The 15098-nt window shown below is 68.3% G+C and carries 15 protein-coding genes; 13 read left to right on the forward strand and 2 right to left on the reverse strand.

The window, feature by feature from the left end:
• The first annotated feature begins 41 nt into the window (after positions 1 to 41).
• From atpE to ACZ5Y9_RS08050, 12 genes are all read left to right on the forward strand, one after another.
• Entirely contained in the window at positions 42 to 278 is a 237-nt protein-coding gene (atpE, locus tag ACZ5Y9_RS07995; RefSeq protein WP_045258877.1) for an ATP synthase F0 subunit C, read from the forward strand.
• Positions 279 to 306: 28 nt separating this feature from the next.
• Complete coding sequence (locus tag ACZ5Y9_RS08000) at positions 307 to 858, forward strand: F0F1 ATP synthase subunit B (protein WP_247622780.1); 552 nt, start codon at positions 307 to 309, stop codon at positions 856 to 858.
• Complete coding sequence (locus ACZ5Y9_RS08005) at positions 858 to 1646, forward strand: F0F1 ATP synthase subunit delta (protein WP_247622779.1); 789 nt, start codon at positions 858 to 860, stop codon at positions 1644 to 1646. Before ACZ5Y9_RS08000 ends, ACZ5Y9_RS08005 begins: the two co-directional genes overlap by 1 nt.
• 47 nt (positions 1647 to 1693) lie before the next feature.
• Positions 1694 to 3334: a F0F1 ATP synthase subunit alpha gene (atpA, locus tag ACZ5Y9_RS08010; protein WP_247622778.1), complete on the forward strand. Its 1641-nt coding sequence runs from the start codon at positions 1694 to 1696 to the stop codon at positions 3332 to 3334.
• Between the two features lie 20 nt (positions 3335 to 3354).
• Positions 3355 to 4254 carry a F0F1 ATP synthase subunit gamma gene (locus tag ACZ5Y9_RS08015; protein WP_247622777.1) on the forward strand — a complete coding sequence of 300 codons (900 nt, stop codon included), beginning with the start codon at positions 3355 to 3357 and terminating at the stop codon, positions 4252 to 4254.
• Between the two features lie 23 nt (positions 4255 to 4277).
• A complete protein-coding gene (atpD, locus tag ACZ5Y9_RS08020; protein ID WP_247622776.1) occupies positions 4278 to 5732 on the forward strand; it encodes a F0F1 ATP synthase subunit beta in 1455 nt (484 codons plus the stop codon).
• A gap of 2 nt (positions 5733 to 5734) precedes the next feature.
• Positions 5735 to 5995: a F0F1 ATP synthase subunit epsilon gene (locus tag ACZ5Y9_RS08025; protein WP_247622775.1), complete on the forward strand. Its 261-nt coding sequence runs from the start codon at positions 5735 to 5737 to the stop codon at positions 5993 to 5995.
• Between the two features lie 76 nt (positions 5996 to 6071).
• The gene (locus tag ACZ5Y9_RS08030) at positions 6072 to 6830 is read left to right on the forward strand and encodes a YaaA family protein (protein ID WP_247622774.1); all 759 of its coding nucleotides are present in this window, start codon (positions 6072 to 6074) and stop codon (positions 6828 to 6830) included.
• 117 nt (positions 6831 to 6947) lie between these two features.
• Positions 6948 to 7730, forward strand: coding sequence for a large exoprotein (locus ACZ5Y9_RS08035; RefSeq protein WP_404596564.1), 783 nt, complete (start codon positions 6948 to 6950; stop codon positions 7728 to 7730).
• Between the two features lie 108 nt (positions 7731 to 7838).
• Positions 7839 to 8822 carry an aldo/keto reductase gene (locus ACZ5Y9_RS08040; RefSeq protein ID WP_464472723.1) on the forward strand — a complete coding sequence of 328 codons (984 nt, stop codon included), beginning with the start codon at positions 7839 to 7841 and terminating at the stop codon, positions 8820 to 8822.
• A 78-nt stretch (positions 8823 to 8900) separates the two neighbouring features.
• Complete coding sequence (locus tag ACZ5Y9_RS08045) at positions 8901 to 9704, forward strand: PP2C family protein-serine/threonine phosphatase (protein ID WP_247622772.1); 804 nt, start codon at positions 8901 to 8903, stop codon at positions 9702 to 9704.
• Between the two features lie 58 nt (positions 9705 to 9762).
• Positions 9763 to 12645, forward strand: a complete 2883-nt coding sequence (locus ACZ5Y9_RS08050) for an FtsK/SpoIIIE domain-containing protein (protein ID WP_464472724.1) — start codon at positions 9763 to 9765, stop codon at positions 12643 to 12645.
• Between the two features lie 4 nt (positions 12646 to 12649).
• Here the strand turns inward: ACZ5Y9_RS08050 and ACZ5Y9_RS08055 are convergent, their stop codons facing one another.
• Complete coding sequence (locus ACZ5Y9_RS08055) at positions 12650 to 13645, reverse strand: asparaginase (RefSeq protein ID WP_247622770.1); 996 nt, start codon at positions 13643 to 13645, stop codon at positions 12650 to 12652.
• A gap of 86 nt (positions 13646 to 13731) precedes the next feature.
• On the opposite strand from ACZ5Y9_RS08055, the gene ACZ5Y9_RS08060 reads away from it, so the two are divergent.
• Complete coding sequence (locus ACZ5Y9_RS08060; protein ID WP_247622769.1) at positions 13732 to 14226, forward strand: OsmC family protein; 495 nt, start codon at positions 13732 to 13734, stop codon at positions 14224 to 14226.
• Between the two features lie 14 nt (positions 14227 to 14240).
• On the opposite strand, the gene ACZ5Y9_RS08065 is transcribed toward ACZ5Y9_RS08060, so the two are convergent.
• Entirely contained in the window at positions 14241 to 15038 is a 798-nt protein-coding gene (locus ACZ5Y9_RS08065; RefSeq protein ID WP_247622768.1) for a lysophospholipid acyltransferase family protein, read from the reverse strand.
• Positions 15039 to 15098: the final 60 nt, after the last annotated feature.

Below are 15098 nucleotides of genomic sequence, written 5' to 3' on the forward strand. Positions count from 1 at the left end.
TCGGCAACAACCGCCTTCCCACCCAACGAAAGGAAAAACCCGTGGACGCAACTACGGTTCTCGCTGAAATCTCCGGCAACATCGGCACCGTCGGCTACGGCCTCGCGGCTATCGGACCGGCCATCGGCGTGGGTATCGTCGTCGGCAAGACGATCGAGGGCGTCGCCCGTCAGCCCGAGCTGGCCGGTCGCCTCCAGGTCCTCATGTGGATCGGTATCGCCTTCACCGAGGCGCTCGCCTTCATCGGCATCGCGACCTACTTCATCTTCCAGTCCTGACAGACACCCTCTGCGATAAGGAGACAGGATGCTGAACGCTCTTGTCACGTACGCGGCGGAGGAGGCGGACCACAATCCGCTCATCCCCGCCTGGTACGACATCATCTGGTCGGCGGTCTGCTTCGTCGTGATCCTGGTCGTCGTCTGGAAGGTGGCGCTGCCCAAGCTCTACACCCTCCTCGACGCTCGCTCCAACGCGATCGAGGGCAACATCGCCAAGGCCGACGAGGCCCAGAAGCAGGCCGAGGCGGCTCTCGAGGAGTACACCCGTCAGCTCGCCGAGGCGCGCACCGAGGCCGGTGAGATCCGAGAGGCCGCCCGCGAGGACGGCAAGAAGATCGTCGCCGAGGCCAAGGATGCCGCTTCGTCCGAAGCAGCTCGCATCACGGCGACCGCGCACACGCAGATCGAGGCCGAGCGTCAGACCGCTCTCGTCTCGCTGCGCAGCGAGGTCGGCACGCTGGCCATCGACCTCGCCGGTGGCGTCGTCGGTGAGACGCTCTCCGACGATGCCCGCGCGACGGCGGTCGTCGACCGCTTCCTCGCCGACCTCGAAGCATCCGAGAAGGCGGCTCAGTAATGGGCAGCGCGACCACTCAGGCACTCGCGGCATCCATCCAGACGCTTGCCGCAGCGAAGGACGTCACCCTCGACACCGCGCGGGAGCTCTTCGCCGCCGCGCACGCCGTGGGCGATTCGTCTCAGCTGAGCGGCGCGCTGGCTGACCCGGCGGCCCCCGCAGCGGCACGGCAGAACGTCGTGACCGCGGTGTTCGGCGGGCTGTCGGCGAACACGCAGGCCGTGCTCAAGACGGTCGTCTCGGAACGCTGGTCCAACGCCGACGAGCTCGTCGACGGCATCGACGAGCTCGCGATCCGTGCCTCGGCGATCGCCGAGGCAGGCGCCGACATCGAGGGGGAGCTGTTCGGCTTCTCCCGCGTCGTCGCCGCGAACCCCGAGCTCGAGCTCGCACTGGGAAGCCGTCTCGGCGGTCAGGACGCGAAGTCGGCTCTCGTCGAGCGTCTGCTCTCCGGAGCGACCAGCGCCCCCGCGGCCCTGATCGTCTCCTCCCTCGTGCGTCAGCCGCGCGGGCGGCGGATCCGTCAGCTCCTCAACCGCGCCATGCGGATCGTCTCCGACCAGCGTGACCGCGTCGTCGCGACGGTCTACAGCGCGAGCGAGCTGAACGACGCGCAGCGCGCCCGCCTCGGCGAAGCGCTCTCGCGACGCTACGACGGTCAGGTGGCGCTCAACGTCGTCATCGACCCGACGATCATCGGTGGTCTGCGCGTGCAGATCGCCGACGACGTGATCGACGGCAGCATCTCCGCACGACTCGCCGACCTTCGCCAGAAGCTCGCGGGCTAACACGACTTCGCGCGGGGAACCGCGCACCCAGATACAAAGGGAAGACAATGGCAGAACTATCGATCAGCCCCGACGTCATCCGTGACGCGCTGAAGGACTTCGCCGCCGCTTACGAGCCCACCGGGGCCGCGGCGACCGAGGTCGGCACGGTCATCGACGCCGCTGATGGCATCGCGCACGTCGAAGGACTGCCCGGTGTCATGGCGAACGAGCTCGTGATCTTCGCCGACGGCACCAAGGGCCTCGCCCAGAGCCTCGACGAGCACGAGATCGGCGTCGTGGTCCTCGGCGACTTCGCCGGCATCGAGGCCGGTCAGGAAGTCACCCGCACGGGTGAGGTCCTCTCCGTCCCCGTCGGCGACGGCTACCTCGGCCGCGTCGTAGACCCGCTCGGAAACCCGATCGACGGCCTCGGCGCGATCGCCACCGAGGCCGTCCGCGAGCTCGAGCTGCAGGCGCCCGGCGTCATGCAGCGCAAGTCGGTGCACGAGCCGATGCAGACCGGCATCAAGGCCATCGACGCGATGATCCCCGTCGGCCGCGGCCAGCGTCAGCTGATCATCGGTGACCGCCAGACCGGTAAGACGGCCATCGCGATCGACACGATCATCAACCAGAAGGCCAACTGGGAGTCGGGCGACGTCAACAAGCAGGTTCGCTGCATCTACGTCGCCATCGGCCAGAAGGGCTCGACCATCGCTTCGGTGAAGGGCGCGCTCGAAGAGGCCGGTGCTCTGGAGTACACCACGATCGTGGCCGCTCCGGCATCCGACCCCGCGGGCTTCAAGTACCTCGCCCCCTACACCGGTTCGGCCATCGGTCAGCACTGGATGTACGGCGGCAAGCACGTCCTCATCATCTTCGACGACCTGTCGAAGCAGGCCGAGGCCTACCGTGCCGTCTCCCTTCTGCTGCGCCGCCCGCCGGGCCGCGAGGCTTACCCGGGTGACGTCTTCTACCTGCACTCGCGTCTGCTCGAGCGTTGCGCGAAGCTGTCCGACGAGCTCGGCGCCGGTTCCATGACGGGCCTCCCGATCATCGAGACCAAGGCGAACGACGTCTCGGCGTACATCCCGACCAACGTGATCTCGATCACCGACGGCCAGATCTTCCTGCAGTCCGACCTCTTCAACGCCAACCAGCGTCCGGCGGTCGACGTGGGTATCTCGGTGTCGCGAGTCGGTGGTGACGCTCAGGTCAAGTCGATCAAGAAGGTTTCCGGAACGCTGAAGCTCGAGCTCGCGCAGTACCGCTCGCTCGAGGCGTTCGCGATGTTCGCCTCCGACCTCGACGCCGCCTCGCGTCGTCAGCTGTCGCGCGGTGCACGTCTGACCGAGCTGCTCAAGCAGCCGCAGTACTCGCCGTACCCGGTCGAGGAGCAGGTCGTCTCGATCTGGGCCGGAACCAACGGCAAGCTCGACACGATCGAGGTCGAGGACGTCCTGCGCTTCGAGCGCGAACTGCTCGACTACCTGCGTCGCAACACCTCGGTGCTCGACACCCTGCGTGAGACCAACGTCCTCAGCGACGACACGGTCGCGGAGCTCGAGAAGCACACGGATGCCTTCGTCCTGGAGTTCCAGGGTGGCAAGGGACACGCCATCGGCGCCCCGGGCCACGAGGAGCACGCCGCTGCGGAGGCAGACGACGTCAACCAGGAGAAGATCGTCAAGGGTCGTCGCGCGTAATCGCGTGAGGTACTGATTTCATGGGCGCTCAACTCAGGGTCTACAAGCAGAAGATCAGTTCTGCTCAGACGACCAAGAAGATCACGAAGGCGATGGAACTCATCGCGGCTTCGCGCATCCAGAAGGCGATGGCACGCGTCAAGGCGTCCACCCCCTTCGCGCGAGCCGTGACGAGGGCCGTGTCCGCCGTCGCGACGCACTCGAACGTCGACCACCCGCTCACCCGTGAGCCCGAGAACATCAGCCGCTCCGCGGTCGTGATCTTCTCGTCGGACCGCGGTCTCGCCGGTGCCTTCAACTCGCAGATCCTCCGTGAGGGTCTCGAGGTGGCGGAGCTGCTGCGCGGTCAGGGCAAGGAGCCGGTGTTCTACCTCGTCGGTCGCAAGGCCGTCGGCTACTTCCAGTTCCGTCGCATCGCGGCGGCAGCGGAGTGGACCGGAGACACCGACACCCCGTCGTTCCACACGGCCGAAGAGATCTCGTCGACTCTGCTCGACGCGTTCTCGCGCGGCGGTGCGGGCGGCGGTGTCGACGAGATCCACCTCGTGTACAACCGCTTCGTCAGCATGATGACGCAGTCGCCGGAGTCCGTGCGCCTGCTTCCGCTGGAGATCGCGGAGGCCGACGAGTCGGAGGCGGGCAGCGCTGTCTACCCGCTCTACGAATTCGAGCCCGACGCCGAGACCGTGCTCGACGCGATCCTGCCGGTGTACATCCAGAGCCGCGTCTTCAACGCCCTTCTGCAGTCGTCTGCCGCCAAGCAGGCTGCGACGCAGAAGGCGATGAAGTCCGCCAGCGACAACGCCGACAAGCTCATCACCGACTACACCCGTCTGCGCAACAACGCGCGCCAGGCGGAGATCACGCAGCAGATCGCGGAGATCGTCGGCGGCGCCGACGCCCTCTCGTCTGGCAAATAGACCATCAGGAAAGAGACGAAGAAATGACCACCACCGCTACGGCTGACCAGCCCGCGACCGCGGTCGTCGGGCGCGTCGCACGCGTCAACGGTCCGGTTGTCGATATCGAGTTCCCGCACGACTCGATCCCCGGCATCTACAACGCGCTGAAGACGACGATCACCATCGGCGAGGAGTCGACCGAGATCACCCTCGAGGTCGCTCAGCACCTCGGTGACGAGCTCGTCCGCGCCATCGCCCTGAAGCCGACCGACGGCATCGTCCGCGGCCAGGAGGTTCGCGACACCGGAGAGGCCATCTCGGTCCCGGTCGGCGACATCACCAAGGGCAAGGTCTTCAACGTGATCGGCGAGGTCCTCAACGGCGAGCCCGGTGAGACCCTCGAGGTCACGGAGCGCTGGCCGATCCACCGCAAGGCGCCCAACTTCGACCAGCTCGAGTCGAAGACCACGATGTTCGAGACGGGCATCAAGTCCATCGACCTCCTCACCCCGTACGTCCAGGGTGGAAAGATCGGTCTGTTCGGTGGAGCCGGTGTCGGTAAGACCGTCCTCATCCAGGAGATGATCCAGCGTGTCGCGCAGGACCACGGTGGCGTCTCGGTGTTCGCCGGTGTCGGTGAGCGCACCCGTGAGGGCAACGACCTGATCCACGAGATGGAAGAGGCGGGCGTCTTCGACAAGACCGCGCTCGTGTTCGGCCAGATGGACGAGCCGCCGGGGACGCGTCTTCGCGTCGCACTGTCGGCCCTGACGATGGCGGAGTACTTCCGCGACGTGCAGAAGCAGGACGTGCTGCTCTTCATCGACAACATCTTCCGCTTCACGCAGGCCGGTTCCGAGGTCTCCACGCTTCTCGGCCGTATGCCGTCCGCGGTGGGTTACCAGCCGAACCTCGCCGACGAGATGGGTGTGCTCCAGGAGCGCATCACCTCGACGCGTGGTCACTCGATCACCTCGCTGCAGGCGATCTACGTGCCGGCCGATGACTACACCGACCCGGCTCCGGCGACCACCTTCGCCCACCTCGACGCGACGACCGAGCTCTCTCGTGAGATCGCTTCGAAGGGTCTGTACCCGGCCATCGACCCGCTGACCTCGACGTCGCGCATCATGGACCCCCGCTACCTGGGCGAGGACCACTACCGCGTCGCCACGACGGTCAAGCAGATCCTCCAGAAGAACAAGGAGCTGCAGGAGATCATCGCCATCCTCGGTGTCGATGAGCTCTCCGAGGAGGACAAGATCGTCGTGTCGCGTGCGCGTCGCATCCAGCAGTTCCTCTCGCAGAACACCTACATGGCCAAGAAGTTCACGGGTGTCGAGGGTTCGACCGTCCCGCTCAAGGAGACCATCGAGTCCTTCGATGCGATCACCCGCGGTGACTTCGACCACGTGGCCGAGCAGGCCTTCTTCAACGTCGGTGGTATCGGCGACGTCGAAGAGCGCTGGGCGCAGATCCAGAAGGAGAACGCCTGACCATGGCGCTCAACGTCAGCCTCGTCTCCGCCGACGCGGAGGTCTGGACGGGGGAAGCGAGCCTCGTGATCGCCAAGACCGTCGAGGGTGAGATCGGCTTCATGTCCGGTCACGAGCCGGTGCTGGCCATCCTCGCCGAGGGCCAGGTCCGGATCACCCAGACCGATGGCACCAAGGTGCTCGCGAACGCGCAGGACGGGTTCCTCTCGATGGAGGGCAACGTCCTGACGATCGTCGCCGGCAACGCGGCGCTCATCGCCTAGCAGTCGACTACATGCGTCCGCCTCGGACCCGATCTCCGGGTTCCGAGGCGGACGCATCTGCATTCCCCGAGGACTCATGAAGATCCTTCTCCCTCCGTCCGAGACCAAGCATCCCGGCGGTACCGGTGATCCACTCGATCCCGCCGCACTGGCGCTGCCGGTTCTGCACGAGCATCGCACGGCGGTGATCGACGCTCTCGTCGATCTCGCGGCCGATGAGGAGCAGGCTCGACGGGTGCTGAAGCTGAGCGAACGCCAGGTGGGCGACATCGCCCACAATCGGATGCTGCGGAGCGCACCGACGATGCCCGCGATCGACCGCTACACCGGAGTGCTCTTCGATGCGCTCGACGCGCGCACGCTCTCTGCGGCGTCACGCCGCTGGCTGGGGGAGCACGTGTGGATCCACTCGGCACCGTTCGGGCCGGTCGGAGCGCTCGACGGCATTCCTCCCTACCGCCTCGCGGCGGGCACCGCCCTCCCGGGACTGGTGGCGATGCGCCGGCACTGGGCCGATGCCACCAGCGCCGCCCTCGCCGAAACGGAACCCGCGTTCGTCCTGGATCTGCGGAGCGAAGCCTACGTCGCACTGGGACCGATTCCCACTTCCGTGCCGTCGGCCTACGTCCGGGTCGTCACCGACGACGGCGACGGGGGAGCGCGGGCTCTCAACCATTTCAACAAGAAGTCGAAGGGTCAGCTCGTCCGCGCTCTTGCGGAGAGCCGGCCGCGGATCGGCTCGTTGCGATCGCTCCTCACCTGGGCATCGAAACACGACATCGTCCTTCGGCGCACCGAAGACGACCGGGTGCTCGAGCTGGTCGTCACGGAGTGACGCCCGTCCGCGCATGGGGAGATGTCCCCGTGCGTGTCGTTGCCGCGTCGTTATCTGCACCGCTATGGTGGGTCTCGCGGCGTGGATTGCGCCACCAATTCGGATCCGGAGGGGATCATGAATCCTTACTACGACTCGAGCTACTGGGCATTCCTCGGTGGCGTCATCATCTTCAGCGTCATCATCGGCCTCGCCGCCTACGTGCTCGTCTCCCTCTTCTTCATGAAGATCTTCGAGAAGGCCGGTGTCGAGGGCAAGTGGCGCGCGTGGGTGCCCGTGTACAACTACATGGTCTTCGCGAAGCTGGGCGACATGTCGCCCTGGCCGGTGCTGATCGTGATCGGTCTTTCGTTCATCCCGTACCTGAACTTCCTCACCGGACTCGCGGCGGCAGCGCTCTTCGCCGTCATCGCGTGGCGCGTCGGACTCAAGCTCCAGAAGGATGCGGTGTGGGTGGTCCTGTGGATCTTCCTCTCCATCGTCTGGCTCGGCATCAACGCGTTCGACAAGTCGCGATGGAACCCGAACATCCAGCCCGCTCCGTGGGCCGGAAACGGATTCTTCGCTGACCGCACCGTTTGGGCGGGCATCCCCGTCCAGCCTTCTGCCGCCGCCCCGCAGGCCGGATACGGCGCTCCCGGTTACGGCGCGGCCCCGCAGGGGTACGCACCTCCCGCTCCGCAGGGCTACGCCCCGCCGGCTCAGCCCGGATACGCACCTCCCGCACAGCCCGGATACGGCACCCCCGCGGCGCCCCCGGCGAGTGCACCCGCGACCCCGCCCGCGCCGCCTGCTCCGGCCGCGCCGCCCGCGACTCCGCCGGCACCGCCCGCCGCTCCGCCGGCACCGCCCGCTGCTCCGCCGGCACCGCCGACGGACCCCACGCAGCCTCCGGCCTGATCGTCCCGTGCGAAGAGCCCTCGACCTCACGGTCGGGGGCTCTTCCCGTCTTCACGGCGCTTCGGCCCGTCGCCGAAAACCGGCGCGCCGCTGGGATAGCGTGAGGGCATGGTCATGTCACAGCGCCGCGTCGGTGCGTCCGGACTCCTCGTCTCCGCCACCGGCCTCGGATGCAACAACTTCGGGCGGGCCGGCACCGACACCGAGACGATCGAGGGCACGCGCGAGGTGATCTCCGCGGCGATCGCCAACGGCATCACCCTGTTCGACACGGCGGACATGTACGGCGCCGTGGCCGGAACGAGTGAGACGCTCATGGGGGAGGCCCTCCAGGGGCGACGCGACAGCGTCGTGCTCGCGACGAAGTTCGGTCACGAACGCGACCTGGGCTACGCCTTCCCCGCAGCCCGAGGATCTCGGCGCTACGTCCGTCGCGCGGTCGAGGAGTCCCTGCGTCGTCTGCAGACGGACTGGATCGATCTGTATCAGTTGCACCTGCCCGATCCCGAGACGCCGATCGCCGAGACCACCGATGCTCTCGACGAGCTGGTCCGTGAGGGCAAGGTCCGCTATTACGGTCACTCGAACTTCACCGGTTGGCAGATCGCCGAGGCCGAGTTCACCTCGACCGCTCGCTCGAGCGGTCGCTTCGTCTCGGCGCAGAACCACTACTCGCTGCTCGCCCGTGCCGCCGAGAGGGAGGTCCTCCCCGCGGTCGAACGGTACGGGCTGGGCTTCTTCCCGTTCTTCCCCCTCCACAACGGGCTCCTCACGGGCAAGTTCACCCGCGAGGGTGGACCCGCGAGCAGCCGGATCATGTCGTCTCGGCGTCACGTATGGGAGAACGCGCCGTGGGAGGCGTTGGAGGCGTATCGCGTGTTCTGCGAGGAACGCGGGATCACGATGGTCGAGGCGACGTTCGGCTGGTTGCTGTCCCGTCCCGCGGTCTCCAGTGTCATCGCGGGCGCGACGTCGGCGGCGCAGGTGGAGTCGAATGCGCGCGCCGGCGATGCATGGCGACCCGACGCCGAGGAGCTCGCCGTCATCGATGCGCTCTTCCCCCTGCCTCAGGACCCGGGGGCGCAGGTGTGAGCGCAATCAGCGATTCGACTACGATGTGTGAGTACCTCGCGGCCGTCCGATCCGCCGTGGGACCATCGGAGGCAGCACGTGGCTGAGACGACAACGACGACGCGTAGCGTCACGGTCGCGCAGCGCCCGCTGCTGCTCTCCTGGGCGGGCACGACTGATCAGGGGCGCCGTCGCGACACGAATCAGGATGCATTCCTCGCGGAGTATCCGCTGTTCATCGTCGCCGATGGAATGGGTGGACACGCAGGAGGCGAGATCGCCAGCCGCAGCACGGTTCAGCGGCTGCAGGCACTGGTCGATGACGGATCCGTGGAGCGGGCGGCGATCGAGAAGGCGCTCGAACTCGCGGTGGCGGACATCGCGGATCACCCCGAGACCACCGACGAGGGAACCGGGACCACGCTGACCGGCGTGTTCCTGGAGCTTCAGGACGGGGAGCCGCACTGGGTGTCGCTGAACATCGGCGACTCACGCGTGTACCTCCTGCGCGACGATCGCCTCGTGCAGGTGACCACCGATCACTCGGTCGTCCAGGAACTCATCACGGCGGGGAAGCTGAGCCCGGAGGAAGCGGAAGGGCATCCCTACAGCAACGTGATCACACGGGCGGTCGGGGCGAGCGAGCTGACGCCGCCGGACTACCTGACGATCGAGGTCCGCGCCGGCGATCGGTTCGTGATCTGTTCGGACGGTCTCACCAAGGAGCTCACCGACTACGGCATCCAGCACTTCCTGCGGGAGAACCCCGAACCGGGGCCGGCCGTCGACGCGATGCTCGCCGCGGCCCTCGAGAACGGCGGTCGAGACAATGTCACCGTCATCATCGTGCAGGTGACCGATCCTGCGGACTCCTCCTCCACACCGGACGAGAACGGCGAATAGCCCCGATCGCCTGTGAGCGGAGACCCTCCGCCGATCCCCATGCCGTCGAATGGAGGGCATGGATCCCCTCCCGATCGTGCTGCCGGCCGCGCAGGTCCCGCCTCGACGCGCCCCTTTGCCGTTCCTCGCCGCCGGTATGCCCGTCGTCGCCGGCGTCGTTCTCTGGCTGGTCACCGGCTCGCTCTTCTCCCTCTGCTTCGCCGCGCTCGGCCCCGTGATGATGGTGGCCTCGCTCGTCGATTCGGGACGCGGTCGTCGTCGGGAGCAGCGACGCATCCTCGAGGAGGATGAGCGGTCATGGGCGGTGGCGGAGGAACAGCTCTCCTCGCTGCACGGGGAGGAGAGACACCGCCGCTGGGGCCAGCACCCCGACGCGGCCACCTGCACGCAGGAACCGCCGCTGCGCGGCACGGAGCCGCCCGAGGCGAGGACGCCCGTCGTGGTCGGTTCCGGTGCTGTCGCCAGCATCATCCGTACGACCGGTGGTGACGGTGAGCGGGCACGTGAACTCCAGGAACGTGCGCGTGTGCTCGAGTCCGCACCGATCATCGTTCCCCTGGGCGCGGGAATCTGCGTGCGGGGCCCGCAGCCTCTCACCGTCGCCGTGGCGCGTGCGCTGGTGCTGCAGCTCTCTCTGCGGTTCGCGCCGGGACAGCTGAAGCTCGTCGGCGAGGGGTTCCCCGACGGGGACTACGCCGGGCTTCCGCACTCGTCGTCCCTCCGGCGAGGATTCCGCCTCGGTGTCGGACCCGCGTCGATCCGGGAGGTCGAAGCGGACGCGACGATCTGGCTGGCGCGGTCCGGCGAAGAAGTACCCGACGGCATCCTCACCGTCCTGGATCTGCAGGAACCGCGGGAGGCCACGCTCCGAACCCCGGAGGGCGTCGTCACGATCGCCGCCGAAGGGGTCTCCCGCCAGCAATTCGAGACGAGCGCCGCCCGCCGACTCGCCTCCGACGACGAGGCGGATGCCGTGCCGGAGGCGGTGGAGTTCGCTCAGCTCGTGCAGACACCGGCCGAATCAGGGCTGCGGGCGGTCATCGGTCGAGGAGCCGGTGCGGACGGAGAGGTCGACATCGTCGAAGACGGTCCGCACGCCATCGTCACCGGCACCACGGGTACCGGCAAGAGCGAGCTCCTGGTGACCTGGGTCACCGCGATAGCCGCGTCGTACGGCCCTGAGCGAGTGAACTTCGTCCTGGCCGACTTCAAGGGCGGAACGGCGTTCGAACCGCTCCGGGCGCTGGCCCAGGTGACCGCGGTCATGACGGATCTCGACGAGGCGGGAGCGCGACGCGGCGTGGAGAGCCTGCGCGCCGAACTGCGCCGTCGGGAGGGCGCTCTCGCCGCAGCCGGTGTGCGCGATATCGCCGACGTGGAGATTCCGCGACTCCTGATCGTCGTGGACGAGTTCGCGGCCCTCCTGCAGGACCATCCGGATCTCGGCGCCGTGTTCACCGACATCGCCGCGCGAGGCCGCGCGCTGGGGATGCATCTGATCCTCGGCACCCAACGCGCCTCCGGGGTGGTGAGGGACTCCCTCGCCGCGAACTGCCCGTTGCGGCTCAGCCTTCGGGTCAGCGATCCGTCCGACAGCCGCGCGATGATCGGGACGGCGGCCGCGGCGGAGATCCCCGGGGGAGTGAGTGCTCGAGGCCTCTGCCTCGTGCGCCGCCCGCAGGACGATGATGCCGAACCTCTTCGCGTCGCGTTGACCCGTGAAGACGACCTGAGCGGGGTGGCGAAGCGCTGGGCGCACCTGCCCAGGCCTGTGAGTCCCTGGCTGCTTCCGCTCGCCGAGATGATCCCGCTGCCGGAGGATGCGACGAGGCCGGGGAGCTCGGAGATCCTCTGGGGAGTCGCCGACGTCCCGGAGTCGCAGGAGCAGCCGTGGCTCGTCATCCGGGCGGGCCAGGATCGCGGGATCGCCGTGATCGGCGCTCCCGGGTCGGGGCGCACCACCGCTCTCCGCGTGCTCGCCGCACAGGTCCCGGAGGCGCTGTGGATCCCCGCCGACACGGAGCGGATGTGGGACGTCGTGCAGTCGCTGGTCGAGGGACGGACACGGATGCCCGCGCTCGTCCTTTGCGACGACCTCGATGCCCGTGCCGCGGAGCTGCCGCCCGAGTATGCGCAGACTCTGGTGCAGCGGTGGGAGCAGATCCTGCGCGGTGCGACCGGGAGCAGCGTCGTGATCACGGCGACGCGATCGAGCGGAGCCATCGGGCGCGTGCTCGACGCGCTGCCGCGCCGAGCCCTGCTGCGCGCCGCGAGCAGGGTCGATCACGTCGCGGCCGGCGGCGAGAGCGCGACGTTCGACGAGCGTCGTCCACCCGGCCGTGCTCGCCTCGACGGCCACGAGACGCAGTTCTTCTGGAAGCCCGACGGAGCGGCGAGTGACGGGCGCGCGATCGGCGGCGAGGGGCCGGAGCGCTGGGAGCCGGGAGCGGGGCTCCATGCCATCGTCACGGCCGGGGCCGCGTCGCTCGTCTCCGCGGTTCAGCAGGCGTACCCCTCCGCGCGGGTGAGCGTGATCGGGTCGGGGGCCGTCATCGGTGCGGGTGAGGGCTTCACGCAGACCCCGGGCGGAGAACACGAGCCGGTCGTCCTTCTCGGCGACACCGATGCCTGGCAGCGCGAGTGGTCGCTCTGGCAGCGCGTCCGCACGGAAGGCGAGGTGCTCATCCGCGCGGAGCGGCCTTCGGATCTCCGGCAGTTGGTCGGGCACCGGGAACTGCCGCCGTTCGCGCGGCTTCACGCCGGACGGGTGTGGGCGGTGCGCGGAGCCGAGGCACCGCGGCGACTCGTGGTTCCCGCGCTCCTCGGTGAGCGGGAAACCTGGAGACGTGAGCCCGCGCCCGTGACGGCAGCGAGCGTCGGTGCGCAGCCGCCAGCGGACCAGCCCCGCACACGGCGGAGCCTGCGAGAACGTCGGGGATGAGGCGTCAGATACCGGGGGAGACGAGAACCCGACCGACCGGCTTTCCGCCGCCGAGCACGTCGAGCGAGAGCGCGTCGGCCAGGTCGGCGACATCACGATCCGTGAGTGCCCCGGCTCGCGCGAGCAGCGTCGCAGCCACGATGGTCGATGCGCGTGCTCCGCCGTCGAGCATCTTCAGGGCGACGGTCGTGCCGTTGGGGGCCACCATGACCATGACGCCCTCGGCGCCTCCCTTGGCGAAGACTCCGAGCTTCTCGATGGCGACGGTGTCGGGCCGCCCGGGACCCTCGATGGTCCAGGGGTGCTCGCGCACCGCGCGCACCAGGGAACCGGCGACGCGGTGAAGGGCGAACGGCGAGCGATCCGATGCCGTGCCGATCCGGTGGATCGCGCGGGCGAGGCCCGTCAGCGTCATCGCGTAGACCGGTGCGCCGCAGCCGTCGATCGACGTGTGGGAGATCTTCTCGCCGGTGAGACGCTCGATCACCTCGCGGATGTGCGCCTGCAGAGGGTGGCCCTCCTCCAGATACCCCTCCGTGGGCCAGCCGGTGGCGATGCAGGCCCGCAGCATCGCGGCGTGCTTGCCCGAGCAGTTCATCCGCACGCTCGCCTGCTGGCCGTGCTCCCGCACCATCTCGTCGCGGGTCGCCTGATCGCTCGGCCAGGCCGGCGGGCAGGCGAGCGCGTCTTCGTTCAGACCGCCGGCCGTCAGCATCTCCCGCACCGCGGCGGCATGCCGATCGGTCCCGATGTGACTCGCCGTCGACAGAGCGAGGTGCTCGCCCTCGAGCGCGGCTCCCGCCGTGATGCAGGCGACCGCCTGCAGGGGCTTCATGCTGGAGCGCGGCAGGATGAGCGCATCGGCGTTGCCGAGACGGGCGACCACCTCTCCCTCGGAGGAGAGCACCACCGCCGCTCCCGCGTGTCGCGACTCGACGAAGCCGCTCCGCTCTACGACGGCGAGTTCGACGGAATCCTGAACGGTGAGAGTCTCCAGCACCCGTCCAGACTATCCCCGCCGCCCGACGAGTCGCCGAAGCGAGTGCGGCGCCGGGAGTGTCGGCGACCGGTGGCACACTGGGGAGCATGGCAGAACACGCAACGCGCATCCTCGGAGAGCACCGTTATGCGCTCACGAGCATCTGGACCGGCAACACCGGGACCGGCACGAGCGGCTACCGCGACTATCGGCGCGACGTCGAGATCTCCGTCGAGGGAAAGCCGATGCTCCTCGCATCCGCCGACAAGCCTTTCCGCGGCGACCCCGCGCGATGGAACCCCGAGGACCTCCTCGTCGCATCGCTGTCGGAATGCCACCTGCTCTCGTACCTGCACGCGTGCGTCACCGCGGGCGTGGTCGTCCTCTCCTACCGCGACGACGCGACCGGCACGATGCGCGAAGACGGCGCGGGCGGCGGAGCGTTCTCCGAGGTCACGCTGCACCCGCAGGTCGTCGTCGCCGACGCATCCATGATCGAGGCCGCGGAGCGCGCGCACGTGCAGGCCAACGAGTGGTGCTTCATCGCGAACTCGATGAACTTCCCCGTGCGGCACGAGGCCACGGTGACAGCGCTCGGCTGAGCGCTCGACGACCGTCAGCGGCGCTCGTGCGGCAGTGCCTGCTTGATCTTCTCGATCGCTCCCTGCGCGGGAGCTTCGTTGTATGCCCCGGCGAGCTCCTGGCCCGAGAGCGCGTGGATCGCGGCCATGATCTCGTCGGTCGCGAGACGACGCGCTCGACCGCTCGTCGCGGGGCCGTGTGGGGCGAGATCGAGGGGTTTGCCGAAACGCACCGTGATGCGCTCCTTCGTCGTGGGGATCTTCGCGCCGACCGGCATCACCTTGTCGGTCCCGATGAGCCCGACGGGGACGACGGGCGCTCCGGTCTGCAGAGCCAGGAAAGCGACGCCCGTGCGGCCCTTGTAGAGCCGACCGTCGGTGGAACGGGTGCCCTCCGGGTAGAGCGCTACGGCGAGTCCCTCATCGAGCAGCTGGCGCTGCAGGTCGAGTGCGTCCAGAGCAGCCTGTCCGGCACCGCGGCGTACCGGTATGGCTCCGATGGATTCGAAGAAGGTCTTGCTGAGCCAGCCCTTGGCGCCCGTGCCCTCGAAGTAACTGGATTTCGCGAGGAAATGCACCGGACGGGGGGCTGCAACCGGGATCGCGATGGAATCGATGAAGGACAGGTGGTTGCTGGCGAAGATCACGGCCCCGGTGCGCGGGACGTTCTCCTTGCCCTCGACGCGCGGACGATAGATCAGCCGGGCGAGCGGGCTGATGATGCTGCGCCCCAGCGCGTAGGCGAATCCGGCGTGACGAGGCTCCGCTGACTTCGAGGTCTCTGCGGTCTCTGCGGGGGACGATTCCGGGTCCACGGACGGCTCAGAGGTCATCAGAGAAGGCTACTCCGAGATCCATGCCGGCACTGGAATGAAGCGGTTGTGTCGCGTCTC

This window comes from Microbacterium sp. T3-8, assembly GCF_055398145.1.